Raw genomic sequence first — 17,775 nt, 5'->3', positions numbered from 1 at the left:
TCGCCCTCCCGCACGCCGCAACCGTCCGCTCCCGCCTTCCGCCTTCCGCCTTCCGCCTTCCGCCTTCCGCCTTCGAGCGTCCACGCGTCGCGCCAAGCCCGATCCCGGCTCGCGGCCTGCGGCTCCCGGCCCCGCTTCGCCGCCGGCCCCGGATCTCCGTCCGTTGGTCTCCGGTCCAGCTCCCGGCCCGGTCCGCGGCACCCCGCCGGGCGGCGTTCCCCCTTGTCCGCCATCACACCGTGAGGTCGCCATGCCCGCACACAACTTGTCGCACGTTTCCTCCGGCACGCCCCCCGAAGCCGGCGCGACCGGCACCGTTCCCACGCAGCCCCGCTCCAGGACGCCTCACTCCGGGCCCGCCCGGGCCAAGCCGCCCCACTCCTCCGGGCCGCTCGGTTCCGGGCCGTCCCGGTCGGCGCGGTGGCGCGGGCGCGGAGCCGCTCTCGCGTTCGTGACGGGTACGGCCGCCACGGCGCTCACGCTCGCCGGGACGCTGCCCGCCTCGGCCGCTCCTCTGGCCGAACGGGGCGCAGCGCAGCACAGCAGCGGTGTCCAGCACTATGTCGCGCTCGGGGACTCCTACACCTCTGGCCCGGGCATCCCGGACCAGACGGACGCCAACTGCGCGCGTTCCAGCAACAATTACCCGACGCTCAGCGCGGCCCGTATCGCCCCCGCCACCTTCACGGACGTCAGCTGCGGCGGCGCCACCACGGAGCACATGACGGCGCCGCAGGGCACCGCTCCCCCGCAGTTCGACGCGCTCAAGCCGGAGACGGACCTGGTCACGGTGGGCATCGGCGGGAACGACATCGGGTTCGGCGGCATCGTGGCCCGCTGCCTCGTCCTCGGCAAGCTCGCGCCGTACGGCGCTCCGTGCAAGGCCAGCTACTCGCTCGGCGGGACCGACGCCCTCGCCGCCCGTATCCGGGACAACGCCGCGAAGATCGACGAGGTGCTACGGGGCATCCACGCGCGTGCCCCGAAAGCGCGTGTCCTCGTGGTCGGTTACCCCGACCTGTTGCCCGAGGACGGCACCAACTGTCCCCGCACCGTCTCCCTCGCCAAGGGCGACGCCCCATGGTTGCGCGACACGGAGAAGCGGCTCAACACGATGCTTGCCGAGCGTGCCGCGCGCGGTGGCGCCGAGTACGTGGACACCTACACGCCCACCATTGGGCACGACATGTGCAAGCCGCCCGGCACACGGTGGGTAGAACCACTGGTCGCCGTCGAGGCAACAGGCTTCCACCCCAACGCGGCCGGCCACCAGGCCATGTCCGGCGCCCTGCTAGGAGCCCTGGACCCGGTCGGCGCCGTGCGCTGAAGCGCGGGTTCCGCCGCACCAGTAGCGACGCGTATGTACGGCGCACCAGTAGCGACGCGGATGGTCAGGGTGATCCGCGTGCCCCGTACCGCTGCCTGCCCCCTCGTCGCCCCGCACCCCGATCCCGGGCCGGGAGGCAAGCAGGCAGGCAGCGGTGTCAGGGCTCCCGTTTACGCTGGTCGGCGTGAGACAACTACTGCTCCCCACGCAGAACCCCACGCTTCCGCAGGCACACATCCGCTGGACCGATCTGCCCGGACGGCAGGAGGCTTCAGGTGTGCGGGTGTTCCTGCACGGTCTGGGGTCCAGTTCGACGCACGACTTCCCGGAGATCGCGACGCATCCGGCGCCGGCGGCGACGGGCCACCGTTCCCTACTGGTCGACCTTCTCGGGTTCGGCTACAGCGACCGGCCGGACGACTTCGGTTACTCCCTGGAGGCGCACGCCGCGACCGTCGCCGCGGTACTGGACGCCGAGGGCATCACGGGAGCGGAGATCGTCGGTCACTCCCTGGGCGGCGCTGTCGCCCTGGCGCTCGCCGCGATCCGCCCCGAACTGGCCGGTTCGCTCACACTCGCCGAGGCCAACCTCCGTGCGGGCGGCGGCGAATGGAGCGGAAAGGTCGCCGAGTGGCGCGAGGAGGACTTCCTGGAGCGCGGTTACGGGGAGTACGTCGCAGCGGAGACCGACCCGGGCTACCTCACCACCCTCCGCCTCTCAGCGCCGCACGCGCTCTACCGCAGCGCCGTCGGCCTCGTACGCGGCACCTCGCCCCAACTGGCCGCCGTCCTGGCCGCCTTCGAGGGCCCGAGGACCTTCCTGATCGGCGAGCTGAGCCGCCCGTACGACGAGGAGGAGGACGCCGTAGGCGCGGGCGCCCAGGTGCTGACCGTCCCCCGCTCGGGCCACGTCATGCCGGCCGACAACCCCACGGGGCTGGCGAAGGCGATCGCGGAGGCGTCGGCGACAGCCGCGTCCGGCACGCCCCGCCCGCCCGGCACGCCCGGCACGGCGGACGCGAGGACCGGGACGGAGACCGGGGCAGAGACGGGGGCAGAGACGGGGACCGGGACCGGGACCGGGACCGGGACCGGGAAGATCGCCTAGGGGAACTCCCGTACAACACCCCGGTACCGGAGAGCGGTTGGGTCCGGGGCCGGTCAGGGGCGGGGTGGTCCCCGGCGGAGGATCCGCGGGGGTGGGCGCGCGGCGCAGGATGACGGGCGTACGCAGTCAGCCCTCGCACCCCGACGGAGCACCCATGAGACCCCGCACCCGCACCGCCCTGGCCACAGCTCTCGCACTGGGTGTCGCCGTGAGCCCATTGGCGGCGGCGCCCGTGATGGCGGACGCGCGGGGCGTTCATGCCGTCGAACGGCCGGGCGGGCACGGGGTGGACGAGGCGGACCGGGGGCCCGACCGGGAGGCGCTGGCGGCGGCGATCAAGGGCTTGCCGGACAAGGACACGACAGCGGCGCTGGTGCGGGTGGGGGGCAACGGGTCATGGCGGGGCAGCGCCGGGGTCCGCGATCTGCGTACGCACCGCCCGGCGATCGAGCACGGGCGGTTCCGTGCGGGCTCGACCACGAAGGTGGTTACCTCGGCCGCCGTGCTCCAACTCGCCGCCGAGGGGCGCATCGACCTCGACGGTACGGTGCAGCGTTATCTGCCCGGCCTGCTGTCGGACGCGTTCGAGCCCATCACGGTACGGCAGTTGCTGACGTACACCAGCGGGCTCCAGCCGGGCGCGACGCTCGGCCCGGAGAACGCGGAGGGGTACGAGAACCGCTTCAAGACGCTCACCCCCGAGGACGTCGTGGCCGCTTCCGTCGCCAAGGGCCCGTACAGGGGCGAGGGTGAGGGGCCGGGCAAGAAGCAGCGGTACGGCAACATCGGCTACACCGTGCTCGGCATGCTCATCGAGAAGGTGACGCACGACTCGTACGAGAACCAGGTGGCCAAGCGCGTGCTCCGGCCCGCGGGGATGCGCCACACCTCGTTCCCCGGCGGCCCCGACCCGCGCCTCCACGGCCCGCACAACCGGGGCTACCAGAAGCTGGCCGACGGCAGGCTGGTGGACGCGACCGAGTGGAACATGTCGGACCGGTGGGCCGCGGGGGACATGATCTCGACAACGGCGGACCTGGAGAAGTTCCTGTTCGCGCTCTTCAAGGGCAGGATCGTGCCCAAGCCCCTGCTGAAGAGCGAGATGTTCACGGTGCCTGACATCAAGGGCGCCACCATGAGCGCGGGCCTGGAGCGCGTCGATCTGGGGAACGGCAAGTCCGCCTGGGCCAAGAGCGGCGCACGCCCCGGCTACAACACGGCCATCGCCGCGACGGAGGACCTGTCGCGCACGCTCGTCTACTCGGTGAACGCGACCGACGCGAAGGCCCCGACCATGAACCCGGTCGCCGAGCGCATCGTCCGGGCCGTGTTCCTCCCCGAGGCCGGGGGCACTGCGCAGGCCGGGGGCGGTCCAGGAGCCGGGGGCCCTGCGCAAGCCGGACACCTCCCCCACGCCGGAGCCGCTTCCGGAAACCGCTAGCGCGACGGGCGGTCCCCTTCACCCCGGCGGCGTTCAGTCGGCCACGAGCCGCCAGAGCCCGGGGAAACGGGATACCAGGTCGCCGCCGCGTACATGACTGCGGCGTGCGGGCCCGTACTGGCGCTGCCGGATGAGGCGGGCCTCGCTGCCGCGCCGGCGCGCACCCTGGCGCCCTGAGTACGCGTACTCATCACCCTCCACGGACATGACTGGTTCACTGTCTGCGGTCGGAACTCCTCCCACTGTCACATCTTTGGAGCAGGAGGCCACCGGACCGAGCGAGGAACGATGACTTTTCAAGAGGAATGGGCGAGCTGCAAGCCTTCGGACAGCGCCCGTATGAACTTGGCCCACGCGCTCCCCCCAGATCACGCCACAGCCGGCGATGCCGCATACCCGGGCGACCCCGCGTTGAAGATCTCCACGAACGCTCTCCGATCGGTTGCCCGTGCCGCCTACGCCGTTCACGCCAGCGCTCGGGCCGCGCGGACAAAGCTCGATACGTCGCATGCCGGGGTCGCCTCAGGAGCGAGCGGGTTCCAGAGCACGGAAACACTCAAGTCGGTGAAAGAGAGCTGGGAAGGCCGCTTGGGCGACATCCGGGACAAGTGCGAGACCGTGAGCGACGCGTTCTCGGGAGCCGCCGGCCTGCACGGCAGCAACGAGATCGACGTTCGCCAGTCGTTCAAGTCCCGCATCGCCGAGCTGCATGACAACGGTTCCGACAGCTCACCGAAGGGGCGGTGAGCGGCCGTGGTGACGTACCGGGACCTGCACACACTGAAGCGTTCGGAATTCACCGAAGCCGCCCGTGGCTGGCGGGAGATCAGCAACCGAGGCCGTATCGCCACGGAACAAGTGGACAACGAGATGAAGGCCAAGGTCCGCCAGCAACGGGGCGAAACGGCCGGTGCGGCCATGCGCGACCTGACGACCCTGAGCGAGAACTTCCTGTACACGCAGGCCGAATGTGGTGTCATTGCCGCGCATCTGGAGCAGCTCGCGGACGACCTGGCCGCCCCGCGAGGCAAGCTCAAGCGGGCGCTGGATGAGGCAAGCGCGCATGGCCTCACAGTGGACGACGAGGGAGCAGTGTCCTATCCGTCAGGGAAGAATGAGAGCGGTCAAAGCTACGAGAGCGGCAGGTTCCCCGCCATGCCGCCGACGCAGCTCTTTGACCCGCAGTTCCTCCTCGGGCCTGCCTTGGCGAAGGTTCCTCATGTGCGGAAGGCATTAGAGATCGCCGGTGACATCGGCAGCGCGGTGAGCGAAGCGGACGCGATCGACCAACGCTGCTCCCGCGTTCTGGCCCGGCTCAAAACCACTGCCGGCCTTCGCGTCACAGCCAAGATGTGGCATGACACCGAGAAGGACATCAAGGCGGCAGGCAGCACCGTTGACGCCGACGACATCCCTCGGGACAAGTCGCCGGCAGCCAACGCGAAATGGTGGAAAGGCCTGTCCGCGGCAGAGCAGGATGCCTATGTCTCTGTCCATCCTGCCGCTGTCGGCGCCTTGGACGGCCTCCCCGCAGCTGTACGGGACGACGCCAACAGGCTCGTGCTGAACGGACAACATGCGGACGCCTCACTGGCCCTGCAAGCGCACACGGCGAAAGAGCCCGTGAAGTACCGCATGGACATGGCCTCTCAAAACGGTCCGTCACCGGCATGGACCGCATGGAACAAGGAACGGGAGGCGCTGAAGAGCAAGCTCGGCGTGCTGTCCCAACTCAAGGACCCGTACGCCGGGAAGAAGGACGTTCCCGAGCACAAGCAGCTCTACATTCTGGGCCTCGACACACAAGGCGACGGCAAAGCCGCAGTGGCGATGGGAAACCCGGACACCGCCGACCACACGGCGGTCCACGTACCCGGAACCGGCACAACATTGGAAAGCACGCCTGGACAGCTGGAAAGAATCGGCAAGTTGCAGGACTCCGCAATGCGGAACACATCGGGCGGGGAATCCGTCTCAACAATTCTCTGGCTGGGCTATGACGCCCCCGAGATTGATGGAAGCGTCGCCACCCCCGGCCGTGCACACGATGCCGCGGCAGACCTGCGGAGTTTCACAGAAGGCACGCGAACAGCACACGAGGACGGACGCAGCCACCTCACTGTTCTCGGCCACAGTTACGGCTCCACGGCAGTGGGCGCCGCCGCAAGTGGAGGTCCTGGCCTCGGCGCCGACGACCTCGTGTTCGTCGGGAGCCCAGGAACAACCGTTGAGAACGCGAAAGATCTCCAAATGGACCCGACGCATGTATGGGCAGGCGCTACCCCGCAGGACCCAATTCCACGCGCGGCAGCTGACCTAACGCTCGGCAAGAACCCCGCAGTTGAAGACTTCGGCGCTCAGCCCTTGGAGGTCAACGACGGTGGACACAGCAGCTATTGGGAAGAGGGCCAGAAGAGCCTCATCAACCAAGGAAAGGTCATCGCTGGTGCTCCGGCAACGACCGGCCCTTACTACACGCCCAAACAAGTTGAACTCGGACCTGACGGGCATACGCCCATCATTCAGGATTGACCAGAAAGGCTGTATCACGGGTGCACATCATCAAGCCATCAGCGGCGGGCCGCCTCATGTTGATTACCGCCTGCGTGACAGCACTTGGGACCGGAGGATGCATGTCGGAAAAGTCGGAGATCAACAAGCCTCTGCCGAGGATGAGCGAAAAGGGCGCAGAGGACTGGGCACGCCACTTCACGCAGTCCATGGCGAGGAGCGCTCAGATCGAGATCGACGGGAAGACCGTAAAGCCGAACTACACCAAGTGTGTGGGCAAAAACGATGAGGTACCGGAGGACGGCCGTTTCGTTCTTCAGTACGACGCACGAGCCCCCCTCGACGGGGATCAGCACGAGCAGGCCATCAAACGGATCCAAGCGGCGCTGAAGGAACGCGGATACAAAACGGACGGCTACCAAGTCACCAAGGGCTCCAATGCGACCGTCACGCTCAACGCGAGGGACCCGAAGAAGGGATTCACTCTGGCGATCGACGGCTTTCGCAAGCGGAACGAAATCGTCCTCACCGTGATCACCCCCTGCCTGCTGCCCCCCGGCAAGGAGCAGCAGCAGTACTGAAGCCGTCGGACGCCGACCCCGAACTGCGCCCCTGGGAGGGGCCCACCGCTCGTCGGTACAGGGTGCGCCGGCGCGCACCCGTGGCCCGGCGCTACGCGTGCTCACCCGTGCCGCTGTCCCGCGGACGCCGGAGGACCCGGCGGACCATCGGTTCGAAGAACTCCAGGGGTTCCCAGTCGTACGCGGGGTCGAAGCAGTTCTGGTCGTAGTGGGCGCAGAAGTCGACCGTTGCCTGGTAGTACGCGTGATCGCGGTAGCGCTCGCGGGCATCGCGGTCCCCGCCCGTGTGGTGGAAGTAGTAGTAACCCTGGAAGAGACCGTGGTGCTTGACGATCCAGTGGTTGCGCTCGGACACGTAGGGGCGCAGCAGCGCGGCGGCTGCCTGGGAGTGGTTGGCGGGCGCGAGCACGTCGCCGATGTCGTGCAGCAGCGCGCACACGACGGTCTCCTCGTCCTCGCCCGCACGGTGCGCGCGGGTGGCCGACTGAAGGCTGTGTTCGAGCCGGGTGACCTGATAGCCACCGGGCTCGTCCATCTCGCGGAGCCAGCCGAGCACCCGGTCGGGGAAACGCGCCACCTCTCCCTCCTCGATGGCGGCGAGGTGGGCGAACTCCTCGGCTGTTCCGTCGGACATACGGGTGAAGGACACGGCCTCCATGAGCGACCTCCGGGGTACGGTCATCGGCCCCCCATCGTCAACCGCACCCCCCTCCCGGGGGAACACCCCACCCCAGCACGGAGAAGGCAACAGCCCGCAAGGGGGCTGGGGCGAGGCAACGCCTCGTACGAGGCGGGCGAGGCAGCGCCCCGTTCAGGGGCGCGGGGAACTGCGCGCCAAGCCACGACATACCCGCAGCCCGCAAGGCACGGATAGGGGCACCCCGGCCCCGGCCGCGAGGCACGCCGGGCAGGCGGGCACACCGGGCAGGCGGGCACGCGGGCACGCCGGGCCAGCCGCAAGGCGGCCGGGCCCGCCACAAGGCGTACCGCGCAGGCCATGGCGAGGGTCACGCCCCGTCCAACGCCTCCCGCCACCTCCGCACGGCACCCGAGTCGACCGGCGCCGACCACCCGTGCGGACGCGCCGCACCGCCGATGTGGAACGCGTCGATCCCCGCACGGCGCAGCCCCGGTACGTGGTCCAGGGTGAGCCCGCCTCCCACGAGCAGCTGAGCCTGGTACCCAGGTTCGCCCGCTGTCGTACGGGCCGCCTCGGCGAGCAGTACGTCGTGGCCCTCGACGACACCGTCGGGCGAACCGGCGGTGAGGTACGTGTCGAGCCCCGGCATCTCCGCGAGCTGCTTGCGGAGCGCGTCGCGGTCGGCGGCGCGGTCCAGCGCACGGTGGAAGGTCCAGCCGCATCCGGCGACGACCTCGGCGAGCGCCCCCACGGCGGCCAGGTCGGCCTGGCCCGCCTCGTCCAGGAAGCCGAACACGAACTGATCGGCGCCCTCGGCACGCAGCGCGCCGGCCCTGTCGATGAGCAGGTCGACACCCGCTTCGCCGCCGGAGAGGAACCCGTCGGACAGCCGCAGCATCACCCGCATGGGAATGCCGGCAGCGGCCCGGATGGCGGCGAAGGTCTCGACCGGCGGGGTGAGCCCGTCGGCCGCGATGTCGGTGACCACTTCAAGGCGGTCCGCTCCTCCGGCCTGTGCGGCAGCCGCGTCTTCCGCGCTGAGCGCGATCACCTCAAGAATTGGTCTAGACATATCCACAGACTGCCATACGCCGGTGAACCCTGGAAGATGCCGATCACTCCGGAACACAATTGTTCACATGGCCATGACCACGCCGCACGACGGAACACACGAGGCACTGCTCTCCCGCTGGAACACGCTGCTCGTCAGAGCGCGCGACGGCGCCCCCGACCCTGACCCGGCGCCCTACGGCGAGGACCTCCTCGACCGCTGGGCCGAACCGCACCGCCACTACCACTCCACAGGGCACCTGCTCACCCTCCTCAACCGCGTGGACGAGCTGGTCTCCCACACAGAAGACCCGAACGGTCTGGAGGGTCTGGAGGACGGCCTGAACAGACCGGAAACGGAACAGGCACCCGGCCACGGACACGGGCGGGGACATGGGCAGGGACACGGGCACGGGCAGGGACACAGGCACGGGCAGGGACGGGGACGGAAAGGGGAACAGGAAAGGGAGCGGGAAGGGCAAGGGCAAGAGCAAGGACTCACGCTCGACCTGGACGCGGTACTGCTCGCCGCGTGGTTCCACGACGCCGTCTACCGCCCCGACCGCAGCGAGAACGAGGAGCGCAGCGCCCACCTCGCCGAACGCGCCCTGCCCGAGGCCGGGGTGGGCGAGGCCCGTACGGCGGAGGTCGCGCGGCTGGTGCGTCTCACCGTCACCCACGACCCCGAACCCGGCGACCTCAACGGCGCGATCCTGTGCGACGCCGACCTCTCCGTCCTCGCCGGCACCCCCGAGGAGTACGCGCACTACGCCGCCGAGATCCGCCGCGAGTACGCCTTCGTCCCCGATGAAGCCTTCCGCGAGGGCCGCGCCACCGTACTGGGCCAGCTGCTCTCCCACCCACACCTCTACCGCACCCGCTACGCCCGTGACCACTGGGAACACATCGCCCGGCGCAATCTCCGCACTGAGCTCGAACTCCTCACCACCGCCGGACCCGCGACGTGACCGGCCGCACACCAGCCCGTCCCGTACGGAGGAATGCGAGCACGTGGTGGGGCGGTTGGTGCGTGATATGCCTGCCGATCCTGTGACCGACAAGCCGCGCGCTGTCCGTATACCGCTTTCTGTCTACATATTGGGACTGTCCGTCTTCGCGCTGGGGACCTCGGAGTTCATGCTTTCGGGGATTCTCCAACCGCTCGCGCGGGATCTGGGGGTCTCGATCCCCAAGGCGGGGCTGCTGGTTTCGGCGTTCGCCGTGGGGATGGTGGTGGGCGCTCCTGTGCTCGCCGCCGCGACGCTGAAGCTGCCCCGGCGTACGACGCTGGTGGCTCTGCTCGCCGTCTTCATGCTGGGGCAGGTCGCGGGGGCGCTGTCGCCGACGTACGAGGTGCTGTTCGTCTCGCGTGTGCTCAGCGCGCTGGCGTGCGCCGGGTTCTGGGCGGTTGGCGCGGCCGTCGCCGTCTCGCTGGTGCCGGAGAACGCGCGGGCACGCGCCATGGCGATCATGGTGGGCGGGCTGAGCGTCGCCAACATCGCGGGGGTGCCCGCCGGTGCTTTCCTGGGCCAGCAGGCCGGCTGGCGCTCGGCGTTCTGGGCAGTGGCCGCACTGGCCGCGATCGGTCTGGTGGGCGTGGTGGCGCTGGTGCCGCACACCGCGGTGCCCACGGGAGCCGACGCGCCCAACCTCCGCCGCGAGCTGCGGATTTACGGCGACAAGCAGGTGTGGCTCGCGCTGCTCACGATCGCGCTGAACGCGGGCGCCGTCTTCGCGCTCTTCTCGTATCTCGCCCCGCTGCTGACCGATGTCGCGGGCCTCCCGGAGAGTTACGTACCGACGGTGCTGGGCCTCTTCGGGCTCGGCGGGCTGATCGGGACGGTGATCGGCGGGCGGATCGCCGACGCGCACCTGTTCGGCACGATGTACGGCGGCATCGCCGCGTCCACCGCCGTCCTGGCGCTCCTCGCGCTGCTCGCCGAGTCCACGGTCGCGGCGGTCGCGCTCTCGCTGATGCTCGGGGTCACCGCCTTCACCACGGCGCCGGCGCTCAACGCCCGTATGTTCAACGTCGCCAACGCGGCACCCACCCTGGCGGGCGCCACCACGACCGCCTCGTTCAACATCGGCAACACCGTGGGCCCGTGGTTCGGCGGTGTCGTCATCAGCGCCGGCTGGGGCTACCAGGCCGTCGCCTGGGTCGGTGCCGCCATGGCGGCCCTGGGCGTGGGCGCGACAGCGCTCGCCTCCCGCGTCCACCGCACCCACGAGCGCTCCCGCGTGGTCACCGGCTCGGCCAAGGCCCCGGCGTCGGGGCCGGCGACCGCAACCGCGACTGCGAAGGCGACCGCGACGGATGCCGCCGACTCGGCCTCGTAGAGTCCCGGCGCCCCTCCTCGTCTCCCCCCCCGTCTTCCCGTATCCCCGTATCCCCGTATCCCCGCGTCTCCACCGTCCCCCCGTCTCGCCCCTCCAGTCCCGCCGTCCCGGCGTCCCGGCGTCCCGCCGCGTACGCAATGGCGTGTGCTGCTGCGCAGGTCAGGGGGCATCCCGTCCCTTGTGGGACCAGGAGGGACGGGAACGGTGGAGCAGCCGCGCCCTCTCCCCCAGGCTGAGTCGCGAACCACCGGTTCACGGAGCTGAAGGGGGAAACCGTGGTGGCACGAACGAAGCACACCCGAGCGGTACTTGGGGGCGCGGCGGCGCTGCTGGCGCTCACGGGCGGAGTCGTGGCGGGGGTCGCGCAGAGCGGGGAAGCCCACGGGGAGCGCGCGAACAGCGCCCAGGGCACGCAGGACACGAAGAGTGCCCAGGACACGAAAGGTGCCCAGGGCCCGAAGGGCACGGAGGCAGCTCGGGACACGCAGGCGAAGGGCGGCACGTCCGACGACCGGTCCGGGCTGTCCTCACGCGCCGCTCAGGGCGGCTCGGACACGGCGCTCAAGCGCGTCGCGGGCAAGGACAACATCTACTACATCGTCAACAAGCACAGCGGCAAGTGCCTGACGGTGAAGGGCGCCAGCAAGGCGGAGAACGCCCCGGTCAACCAGTACCGGTGCGTGAGCGCCAAGAACCAGATGTGGGTCGTCCACCGGCACGCGGGCATCACACGGCGCTACGAGAACTACAACAGCCACAAGGCCCTCAGCTACAACGGCCGCGCGGCCAAGGGCGCCGGGCTCGTACAGCGCTCGTACGTCAACGACCTGGACCACCAGTTGTGGTGGTCCCTGGTGCCCAACGCGAGCGGCAGGAGCGCCGAGATCAGCGCCTACCCCGCCGCGGGCAAGCTCTGCCTCGACGCCCAGGGAGCCAGCAAGGCCGACAACGCGCCGGTGATCCTGTGGAACTGCAACGACCGTGGCAACCAGGCATGGACGGCGAAGGGCTGAGCGGCATGCGTACTCCGACACGTAACTCCGCACGTACACGCACGTCCGCGCGTACAGGTGCCGCCTCCGCGCGAACAGGTGCCTCCGCGCGTACCCGCATACGCGCCCGTACGGCCAAGCGCGGACTGGTCGTCGGTGCGGCGGCGGCGCTCGCGGTGACCGGCGTCGCGACGACGCTGGCCCTCACCGGCGAGGGCCAGGCCACCCCTGGACACGGCACGGGGAAGGGCGCCCCGCGCGCCGGCTCGGCCGAGGCGTCCCGGCACGCGTCCCTGGACGCACCCGGGGACGCGTCCGAGGACGCCTCGTCACGCGACAAGCTCACCTCCCGCGCCGCCGGCGCGGGAGCGGGCACGGGCACGGGCACGACGGCCGGCTCGGTCAAGGCGAACCCGGTCCGCTACGTCATCAACAGGCACAGCGGCAAGTGCCTGACGGTCAGGGGCGCCAGCACGGCGAACACCGCGATCGTCAACCAGTACCGCTGTGTCGGAGCCAAGAACCAGCAGTGGCGGCTGGAGCCCGGCGGCGGCACGAGTCCCACCGTCACCGGGACCGTCCTGCGGAACGTGCACAGCGGCAAGTGCCTCACGGCTCACCGGGGCGTGCGCAAGGGCGCCGTGCTCACGCAGTACGAGTGCGTCGCGGGCGCCAACCAGTCGTTCATGATCGCGCTGCCCCGTATGAACCGTACGAACCTCACCGCCAAGGCCGGCACCACGAAGAACCTCGTCGTGGATGTCCAGGGCGCGAGCAAGGCCGACAACGCGCCTGTGATCATCTGGAACAACAAGAACGACGACAACCAGCGCTGGGACCTGACCCGTTCACCCTGAACGCCCACGTCCCACGCCACGGTCCGCATGCCGTACGCCCGGCGCCCCACCGCGCCGGGCGCACGGCTGCTGCGGCGGACGCACGACTGCCGCGGCGGGCACACGACTGCCGCGGCGGGGACTCCCGCAACTCCCCGAACTCGCGGGGCTTCCGTTCACAGGCCGCACTCGCCGGGACAATGGACCCATGCACAGGCCTCATGACGACGCCCCCAACAGGTCCAGAAACCAGGCGGGTTCGGACTTCCTGCACCTCGACCCCGCCGAGGCCCCCGCGCGCGCCGTCACCGACTGGCTCACGGCACGCCTGCGCTCCGCGCTCGCCGACGGCACGCTGACAGTGGGCAGCACCCTGCCGGCCACCCGGGCACTCGCCGCCGAACTGGGCGTCTCCCGTGGCGTGGTCACCGAGACCTACCAGCGCCTCGCCGAGGACGGCCACCTCGCGGGACGCGGACGGCGCGGCACGGTGGTCGTCGCGGCTCCCCCAACTGGCCAGCACCAAACGCACGGCCAGCAACGACAGCACGGACAGCACCAACAGAACGGTCAGCACGGACAGCACCGCCGTACGGAGCCGGAGCCGGCGGGCGCGGTCAGTACGTCGGGCACGGCCGACGCAGCGGGCACGGGCACGGGCACGACCACCGGCACAACGGGCTCATCGGGCCCGCCGGACTCGCCGGACTCGCCGGGCCCTGACGTGTTCGACAGGCTGCGTGCGGTTCCGGCCGCGCATGACCTCACCCCGGGTACGCCCGACCTCGCGTCGTTCCCGCGCGCCGGCTGGCTGCGGGCCGAGCGCGCCGTGCTCACCGAGGCGCCGCCCTCCGTGCTCGGCTACGGCGACCCGCGCGGCGCCCCCGCACTCCGCGAGGCCGTCGCCACCTGGCTGGCCCGCACCCGTGGCATCCGGGCGCACCCCGACGACGTGCTGATCGTCAACGGCACCGCGCAGGCGCTGGGCCTGCTCGCCCAGATGCTCGGCGGTGCGGACGTACGGGAGATCGCCGTCGAGGACCCCGGTTCACTCGGCGCCGTGCAGCACCTGCGGCACTGGGGCATGACGACGCTGCCCGTACCAGTGGACGGCGAGGGCCTGCGGGTCGACGCGCTGCGGTCCTGCGGTGCGGGGGCCGCGCTGCTCACCCCCGCGCACCAGTTCCCCATGGGGGTCGTACTCGGCGGCGCCCGGCGCCGCGCACTGATGCGGTGGGCGCGCGACGGCGGGCTCGTGGTGGAGGACGACTACGACGCCGAGCAGCGCTACGACCGTCCGCCCGTGCCCGCGCTGCACGCCTCGCTGCCCGAGCAGGTGGTCCACCTCGGCAGCGCCTCGAAGCTGCTCGCGCCCGGGCTACGCATCGGCTGGCTGCTGGCGCCCGCGCGGTACCGCGAGGCGCTCGTCGCGGCAAAACGGTTCGCCGATCTGGGGACCGGGACGCTGCCCCAGCTCACCCTCGCGCACCTGATGCGGTCGGGTGCGCTCGCACGCCACCTGCGCGGGGTACGGCGCCGGAACAGGGCACGGCGTGACGCGATGGTGCGGGCACTCGCCGAGTGGTCACCGCACGCCGTGGTGCACGGTGCAGCCGCCGGGCTCCATCTCACGGTCACCCTTCCCGCAACGGTCACCGACACGGAACTCGCCGCCACCGCGCTGCGGAACGGCGTCAAGACGCACCCCCTCACCTGGCACCGGCACGCTCCCGGCGCCCCCGGCCTGGTACTCGGCTACGCCGCCGCTGCACCGACCGCCACGGCCCAAGCCGTACGGTCCCTGCCCCGGCTCTGAGCAGCGGCCCCCTTCCCCGCAACGGCTCCGGGCCGCACTCAGCTCGCGGCGGCCCGTGGAGGGCGGGGCTTGCGGCGGCGGAGGCCCGCTTCGGTGAGGCGGCGCAGGAGTTCCTTGGAGCCGACTTCGTGGGCGCCCTCGCGCACCGCGTCGGCGTAACGGCCGGACGGAACGTCGTAGTGGTCGTGGTCGAAGGCGCGGGGCGGGCAGCCGATGCGGGCCGCGAAGGCGTGCAGTTCCGCGTAGGAGACATCGCTGACCAGGTGCGACCACATGCGGCCGTGACCTGGCCAGTTGGGCGGGTCTATGTAGACGGTCATGCGTGCACCGGCCTTCCGCTCACAGCCGCGTCCGCAGCGCGCCGACGGGCGCGACGACGGTGGAGGTCTTGGCGCACACCCAGTGCGGTTCCTCGCCCAGCTCGGGTTCGACGTCGAGCGCGTGCGGGTCGGCGCCCACGCAGACGGGGCAGACCGGCCACCGGCCGTACCGTTCGAGCAGCGCGTCCTGGACGTCCTGCGCGACGAGCCCGTCGACGAAGGCGATCCCGGCGGGCCATTCGCCCACCCACCAGCGCCGGTGGGTCACCGACTCCTCGACCAGCGAGACGATGTCGGCCTGGGCCACATCGCTGGCCTCCAGGTCGGCGAGGATCAGGGCGCGCGCGGCATGCAGCGCCCTCTCCAGTCCCTCCTGCGGTTCTGATTCCTTCGGCTCCATCCCCCCATTGCACCATCGCGCACCCATTGACGAAGACCCGATTCGAAAATATCTTCCATCTGTGAAGAGCGATCTGAAGGAAACTTTCGCCATCCGGCAGCAGTCCACGGGCAGAGCGGCGCAGGCGGCCCAGGGGCAGGCGGAGCAGCCCGGCCGATCCGACCAGGCGGGACAGCCCGGTCAGCCCGGCCCATCTGGTCAGCCCGGCCGGCCCGGAGGGCAGCCGGAGCGGCACGCGGCGCCCGGAGGGCAGCCGGAGCGGCCGGCGCAGCCCGGCCGGCAGCGTGCCCCGCACCAGCGCCCGGCACCGCAGGCCGCACCGCAGGCCGCACGCCCGGGGCCGGGACCCAGCGCGCTGGCGGCGAAGGTGCGCACGATGGCTCCCACGATGACGCGTTCGATGCAGCTGGTCGCCGAGGCCGTGGCGGGGGACCCGGCGGGCTGCGCCCAGCTGACGGTCACCGCGCTCGCCGAGCGCACCGGCACCAGCGAGGCCACCGTCGTACGGACCTCGCGGCTGCTGGGCTATCCCGGTTACCGGGATCTGCGGCTCGCGCTCGCCGGGCTCGCGGCGCAGCAGGAGTCGGGCGCGGCCCCGGCCGTGACCGCCGACATCGCCGTCGACGACCCGATCTCCGACGTCGTCGCCAAGCTCGCGCTCGACGAGCAGCAGACCCTCGCCGACACGGCTGCCGCGATCGACACCGGGCAGGTGGAGGCGGCCGTCGCGGCGATGGTCGCGGCCCGGCGCGTCGACGTGTACGGGGTCGGCGCCTCGGGCCTCGTCAGCCAGGACCTCGCACAGAAGCTGCTCCGTATCGGCCTCATCGCGCACACCCACGCCGACCCGCATCTGGCCGTCACCAACGCGGTCCAGCTCAGAGCGGGTGACGTGGCCATCGCGATCACGCATTCGGGGCGCACGGTGGATGTCATCGAGCCGCTGCGCGTCGCCTTCGAACGGGGCGCGACCACCATCGCCATCACCGGCCGCCCCGACGCCGAGGTGACGCAGTACGCGGACCACGTGCTGACCACCTCGACAGCGCGTGAGAGCGAGCTGCGCCCGGCGGCGATGTCGAGCAGGACCAGCCAACTCCTGGTCGTCGACTGCCTGTTCATAGGGGTGGCGCAGCGTACGTACGAGACGGCTGCGCCCGCTCTGTCCGCCTCCTACGAAGCGCTGGCGCACCGGCACTCGCCCCGCCCCAGAACCCGCTGAACCGCGCCGGGAACGGCACCCACCGCACCCCAACGCACCCCACCCACCACCGGTACCGGCGCCGCAGCGCCGGGAATCCTCCGGCCCGAGTCCCGAACCCCTCCGCCCCGCGCTCCTTCACCCTTCGCCGTACGGAGCACCCCCGTACGGGCACCCTCGCGCAGAGAAAGCCGCACCTCCATGACCCCCTCCACCCCCTCATCCACTCCCCCGGCACCCTCCGCCGCCTCAAACCGCTCCACACCCGCAGCACCCTCAGCTTCGTATGACCAGCTCCGTACGCAGCTGGAGACGCTGACGACCGAGCAGTACCGCAGCGAGCTGGCGGAGATCGACCAGCTGCCGACGGTGGAGATCGCCAGGATCATGAACGGTGAGGACGCGACCGTTCCCACCGCGGTCGCCGCGCAGCTCCCCCGTATCGCCGCCGCGATCGACGCCGTTGCCGAACGGATGGCCAGGGGCGGCAGGTTGCTCTACGTCGGCGCGGGAACGGCCGGCCGTATGGGCGTCCTGGACGCGAGCGAGTGCCCGCCCACGTTCAACACCGAACCGGGGCAGGTCACCGGGCTGATCGCGGGTGGCCCCGGCGCGATGGTGACCTCCGTCGAGGGCGCCGAGGACAGCCCCGAGATGGCGGCGGCCGACCTGGACGCTGTGGGTCTGACGGCCGACGACACGGTCGTCGGGATCTCCGCCTCCGGCCGTACGCCGTACGCCGTCGGGGCCGTCGAACACGCCCGTACGGTGCGCGGCGCCCTCACCATCGGGCTCGCCTGCAACGCGGACTCGGCGCTCGCCGCCGCCGCCGAGCACGGCATCGAGGTCGTCGTCGGCCCCGAACTGCTGACCGGCTCCACCCGGTTGAAGGCCGGTACGGCCCAGAAGCTCGTACTGAACATGCTGTCCACGATCACGATGATCCGGCTCGGCAAGACGTACGGGAATCTGATGGTCGACGTCCGCGCCTCCAACGAGAAGCTGCGGGCCCGTTCACGGCGCATCGTCGCGCTGGCGACGGGCGCACCGGACCACGAGATCGAGGCCGCGCTGTCCGCGACCGACGGCGAGGTCAAGGACGCGATCCTCGTCATCCTCGGCGGCGTCGACGGGCCGCAGGCCGCCGCACTGCTCACCGCGTCGCACGGACACCTGCGCGCGGCCCTCACCTCAGCCGCCGGCCGCCACTGA

General features: G+C 71.0%; 18 protein-coding genes. 13 read left to right on the top strand and 5 right to left on the bottom strand.

Translation table 11 applies throughout. The features are described from left to right. The first annotated feature begins 451 nt into the window (after window positions 1-451). The 3 genes from NMN56_RS37305 to NMN56_RS37295 all read left to right on the top strand — a co-directional run bounded on the left by NMN56_RS37305 (window position 452) and on the right by NMN56_RS37295 (window position 3,876). The gene (locus tag NMN56_RS37305) at window positions 452-1,327 is read left to right on the top strand and encodes an SGNH/GDSL hydrolase family protein (RefSeq protein WP_274044985.1); all 876 of its coding nucleotides are present in this window, start codon (window positions 452-454) and stop codon (window positions 1,325-1,327) included. Between the two features lie 184 nt (window positions 1,328-1,511). Next, a complete protein-coding gene (locus NMN56_RS37300; RefSeq protein WP_274044984.1) occupies window positions 1,512-2,435 on the top strand; it encodes an alpha/beta fold hydrolase in 924 nt (307 codons plus the stop codon). 154 nt (window positions 2,436-2,589) lie between these two features. After that, window positions 2,590-3,876 carry a serine hydrolase domain-containing protein gene (locus tag NMN56_RS37295; RefSeq protein WP_274044983.1) on the top strand — a complete coding sequence of 429 codons (1,287 nt, stop codon included), beginning with the start codon at window positions 2,590-2,592 and terminating at the stop codon, window positions 3,874-3,876. 33 nt (window positions 3,877-3,909) lie between these two features. Here the strand turns inward: NMN56_RS37295 and NMN56_RS43470 are convergent, their stop codons facing one another. Further along, window positions 3,910-4,083, bottom strand: a complete 174-nt coding sequence (locus NMN56_RS43470) for a hypothetical protein (RefSeq protein ID WP_430542814.1) — start codon at window positions 4,081-4,083, stop codon at window positions 3,910-3,912. Window positions 4,084-4,440: 357 nt separating this feature from the next. On the opposite strand from NMN56_RS43470, the gene NMN56_RS37285 reads away from it, so the two are divergent. Genes NMN56_RS37285 through NMN56_RS37275 form a run of 3 tightly spaced genes read left to right on the top strand, consistent with a single transcriptional unit; the run spans window position 4,441 to window position 6,968 of the window. Continuing rightward, window positions 4,441-4,623 (top strand): hypothetical protein, encoded by a 183-nt coding sequence (locus tag NMN56_RS37285; RefSeq protein WP_280842832.1) that lies wholly within the window; start codon window positions 4,441-4,443, stop codon window positions 4,621-4,623. Window positions 4,624-4,629: 6 nt separating this feature from the next. Next, window positions 4,630-6,408 carry an alpha/beta hydrolase gene (locus NMN56_RS37280; protein ID WP_274044981.1) on the top strand — a complete coding sequence of 593 codons (1,779 nt, stop codon included), beginning with the start codon at window positions 4,630-4,632 and terminating at the stop codon, window positions 6,406-6,408. Between the two features lie 20 nt (window positions 6,409-6,428). Beyond that, on the top strand, window positions 6,429-6,968 hold the full coding sequence (locus tag NMN56_RS37275) for a hypothetical protein (RefSeq protein ID WP_280842831.1): 540 nt from the start codon (window positions 6,429-6,431) through the stop codon (window positions 6,966-6,968). Window positions 6,969-7,059: 91 nt separating this feature from the next. Here the strand turns inward: NMN56_RS37275 and NMN56_RS37270 are convergent, their stop codons facing one another. Further along, entirely contained in the window at window positions 7,060-7,650 is a 591-nt protein-coding gene (locus NMN56_RS37270; RefSeq protein WP_274044979.1) for an HD domain-containing protein, read from the bottom strand. Window positions 7,651-7,975: 325 nt separating this feature from the next. After that, window positions 7,976-8,680: a copper homeostasis protein CutC gene (locus NMN56_RS37265; RefSeq protein ID WP_274044978.1), complete on the bottom strand. Its 705-nt coding sequence runs from the start codon at window positions 8,678-8,680 to the stop codon at window positions 7,976-7,978. 73 nt (window positions 8,681-8,753) lie between these two features. Between NMN56_RS37265 and NMN56_RS37260 the strand changes: the two genes are divergently transcribed. The 5 genes from NMN56_RS37260 (at window position 8,754) to NMN56_RS37240 (ending at window position 14,642) form a co-directional block, all read left to right on the top strand. Next, window positions 8,754-9,626: an HD domain-containing protein gene (locus NMN56_RS37260; protein WP_430542816.1), complete on the top strand. Its 873-nt coding sequence runs from the start codon at window positions 8,754-8,756 to the stop codon at window positions 9,624-9,626. A gap of 67 nt (window positions 9,627-9,693) precedes the next feature. Then, window positions 9,694-10,998 carry a Cmx/CmrA family chloramphenicol efflux MFS transporter gene (locus NMN56_RS37255; RefSeq protein WP_430542813.1) on the top strand — a complete coding sequence of 435 codons (1,305 nt, stop codon included), beginning with the start codon at window positions 9,694-9,696 and terminating at the stop codon, window positions 10,996-10,998. 275 nt (window positions 10,999-11,273) lie between these two features. Further along, complete coding sequence (locus NMN56_RS37250) at window positions 11,274-12,011, top strand: RICIN domain-containing protein (protein ID WP_274044976.1); 738 nt, start codon at window positions 11,274-11,276, stop codon at window positions 12,009-12,011. A 5-nt stretch (window positions 12,012-12,016) separates the two neighbouring features. Continuing rightward, window positions 12,017-12,847 carry an RICIN domain-containing protein gene (locus NMN56_RS37245; RefSeq protein ID WP_274044975.1) on the top strand — a complete coding sequence of 277 codons (831 nt, stop codon included), beginning with the start codon at window positions 12,017-12,019 and terminating at the stop codon, window positions 12,845-12,847. Window positions 12,848-13,034: 187 nt separating this feature from the next. Then, window positions 13,035-14,642: an aminotransferase-like domain-containing protein gene (locus NMN56_RS37240; protein ID WP_274044974.1), complete on the top strand. Its 1,608-nt coding sequence runs from the start codon at window positions 13,035-13,037 to the stop codon at window positions 14,640-14,642. Window positions 14,643-14,680: 38 nt separating this feature from the next. Here the strand turns inward: NMN56_RS37240 and NMN56_RS37235 are convergent, their stop codons facing one another. Together NMN56_RS37235 and NMN56_RS37230 are read right to left on the bottom strand one after the other, a co-directional pair. Then, the gene (locus tag NMN56_RS37235; protein WP_274044973.1) at window positions 14,681-14,962 is read right to left on the bottom strand and encodes a DUF4031 domain-containing protein; all 282 of its coding nucleotides are present in this window, start codon (window positions 14,960-14,962) and stop codon (window positions 14,681-14,683) included. 19 nt (window positions 14,963-14,981) lie between these two features. Beyond that, window positions 14,982-15,362 (bottom strand): hypothetical protein, encoded by a 381-nt coding sequence (locus tag NMN56_RS37230; RefSeq protein WP_274044972.1) that lies wholly within the window; start codon window positions 15,360-15,362, stop codon window positions 14,982-14,984. Between the two features lie 355 nt (window positions 15,363-15,717). On the opposite strand from NMN56_RS37230, the gene NMN56_RS37225 reads away from it, so the two are divergent. Next, window positions 15,718-16,584 carry a MurR/RpiR family transcriptional regulator gene (locus tag NMN56_RS37225; RefSeq protein WP_274045075.1) on the top strand — a complete coding sequence of 289 codons (867 nt, stop codon included), beginning with the start codon at window positions 15,718-15,720 and terminating at the stop codon, window positions 16,582-16,584. 180 nt (window positions 16,585-16,764) lie between these two features. Then, window positions 16,765-17,775: an N-acetylmuramic acid 6-phosphate etherase gene (gene murQ / locus NMN56_RS37220; protein ID WP_274044971.1), complete on the top strand. Its 1,011-nt coding sequence runs from the start codon at window positions 16,765-16,767 to the stop codon at window positions 17,773-17,775.

It is taken from the genome of Streptomyces iconiensis (assembly GCF_028657195.3).
Classification (GTDB): Bacteria; Actinomycetota; Actinomycetes; order Streptomycetales; family Streptomycetaceae; genus Streptomyces; species Streptomyces iconiensis.
The sequence above is the reverse complement of the archived record's forward strand: the minus strand, read 5'-3'. Positions and strand labels throughout refer to the sequence as shown.

What these genes read in the sequence shown, in the direction of transcription:
- NMN56_RS37295 (WP_274044983.1), top strand. Translation starts at nt 2,590, where the DNA reads ATGAGACCCCGCACCCGCACCGCCCTGGCCACAGCTCTCGCACTGGGT.
- NMN56_RS43470 (WP_430542814.1), bottom strand. Translation starts at nt 4,083, where the DNA reads ATGTCCGTGGAGGGTGATGAGTACGCGTACTCAGGGCGCCAGGGTGCG.
- NMN56_RS37270 (WP_274044979.1), bottom strand. Translation starts at nt 7,650, where the DNA reads ATGACCGTACCCCGGAGGTCGCTCATGGAGGCCGTGTCCTTCACCCGT.
- NMN56_RS37265 (WP_274044978.1), bottom strand. Translation starts at nt 8,680, where the DNA reads ATGTCTAGACCAATTCTTGAGGTGATCGCGCTCAGCGCGGAAGACGCG.
- NMN56_RS37260 (WP_430542816.1), top strand. Translation starts at nt 8,754, where the DNA reads ATGACCACGCCGCACGACGGAACACACGAGGCACTGCTCTCCCGCTGG.
- NMN56_RS37255 (WP_430542813.1), top strand. Translation starts at nt 9,694, where the DNA reads ATGCCTGCCGATCCTGTGACCGACAAGCCGCGCGCTGTCCGTATACCG.
- NMN56_RS37245 (WP_274044975.1), top strand. Translation starts at nt 12,017, where the DNA reads ATGCGTACTCCGACACGTAACTCCGCACGTACACGCACGTCCGCGCGT.
- NMN56_RS37240 (WP_274044974.1), top strand. Translation starts at nt 13,035, where the DNA reads ATGCACAGGCCTCATGACGACGCCCCCAACAGGTCCAGAAACCAGGCG.
- NMN56_RS37235 (WP_274044973.1), bottom strand. Translation starts at nt 14,962, where the DNA reads ATGACCGTCTACATAGACCCGCCCAACTGGCCAGGTCACGGCCGCATG.
- NMN56_RS37230 (WP_274044972.1), bottom strand. Translation starts at nt 15,362, where the DNA reads ATGGAGCCGAAGGAATCAGAACCGCAGGAGGGACTGGAGAGGGCGCTG.
- murQ (WP_274044971.1), top strand. Translation starts at nt 16,765, where the DNA reads ATGACCCCCTCCACCCCCTCATCCACTCCCCCGGCACCCTCCGCCGCC.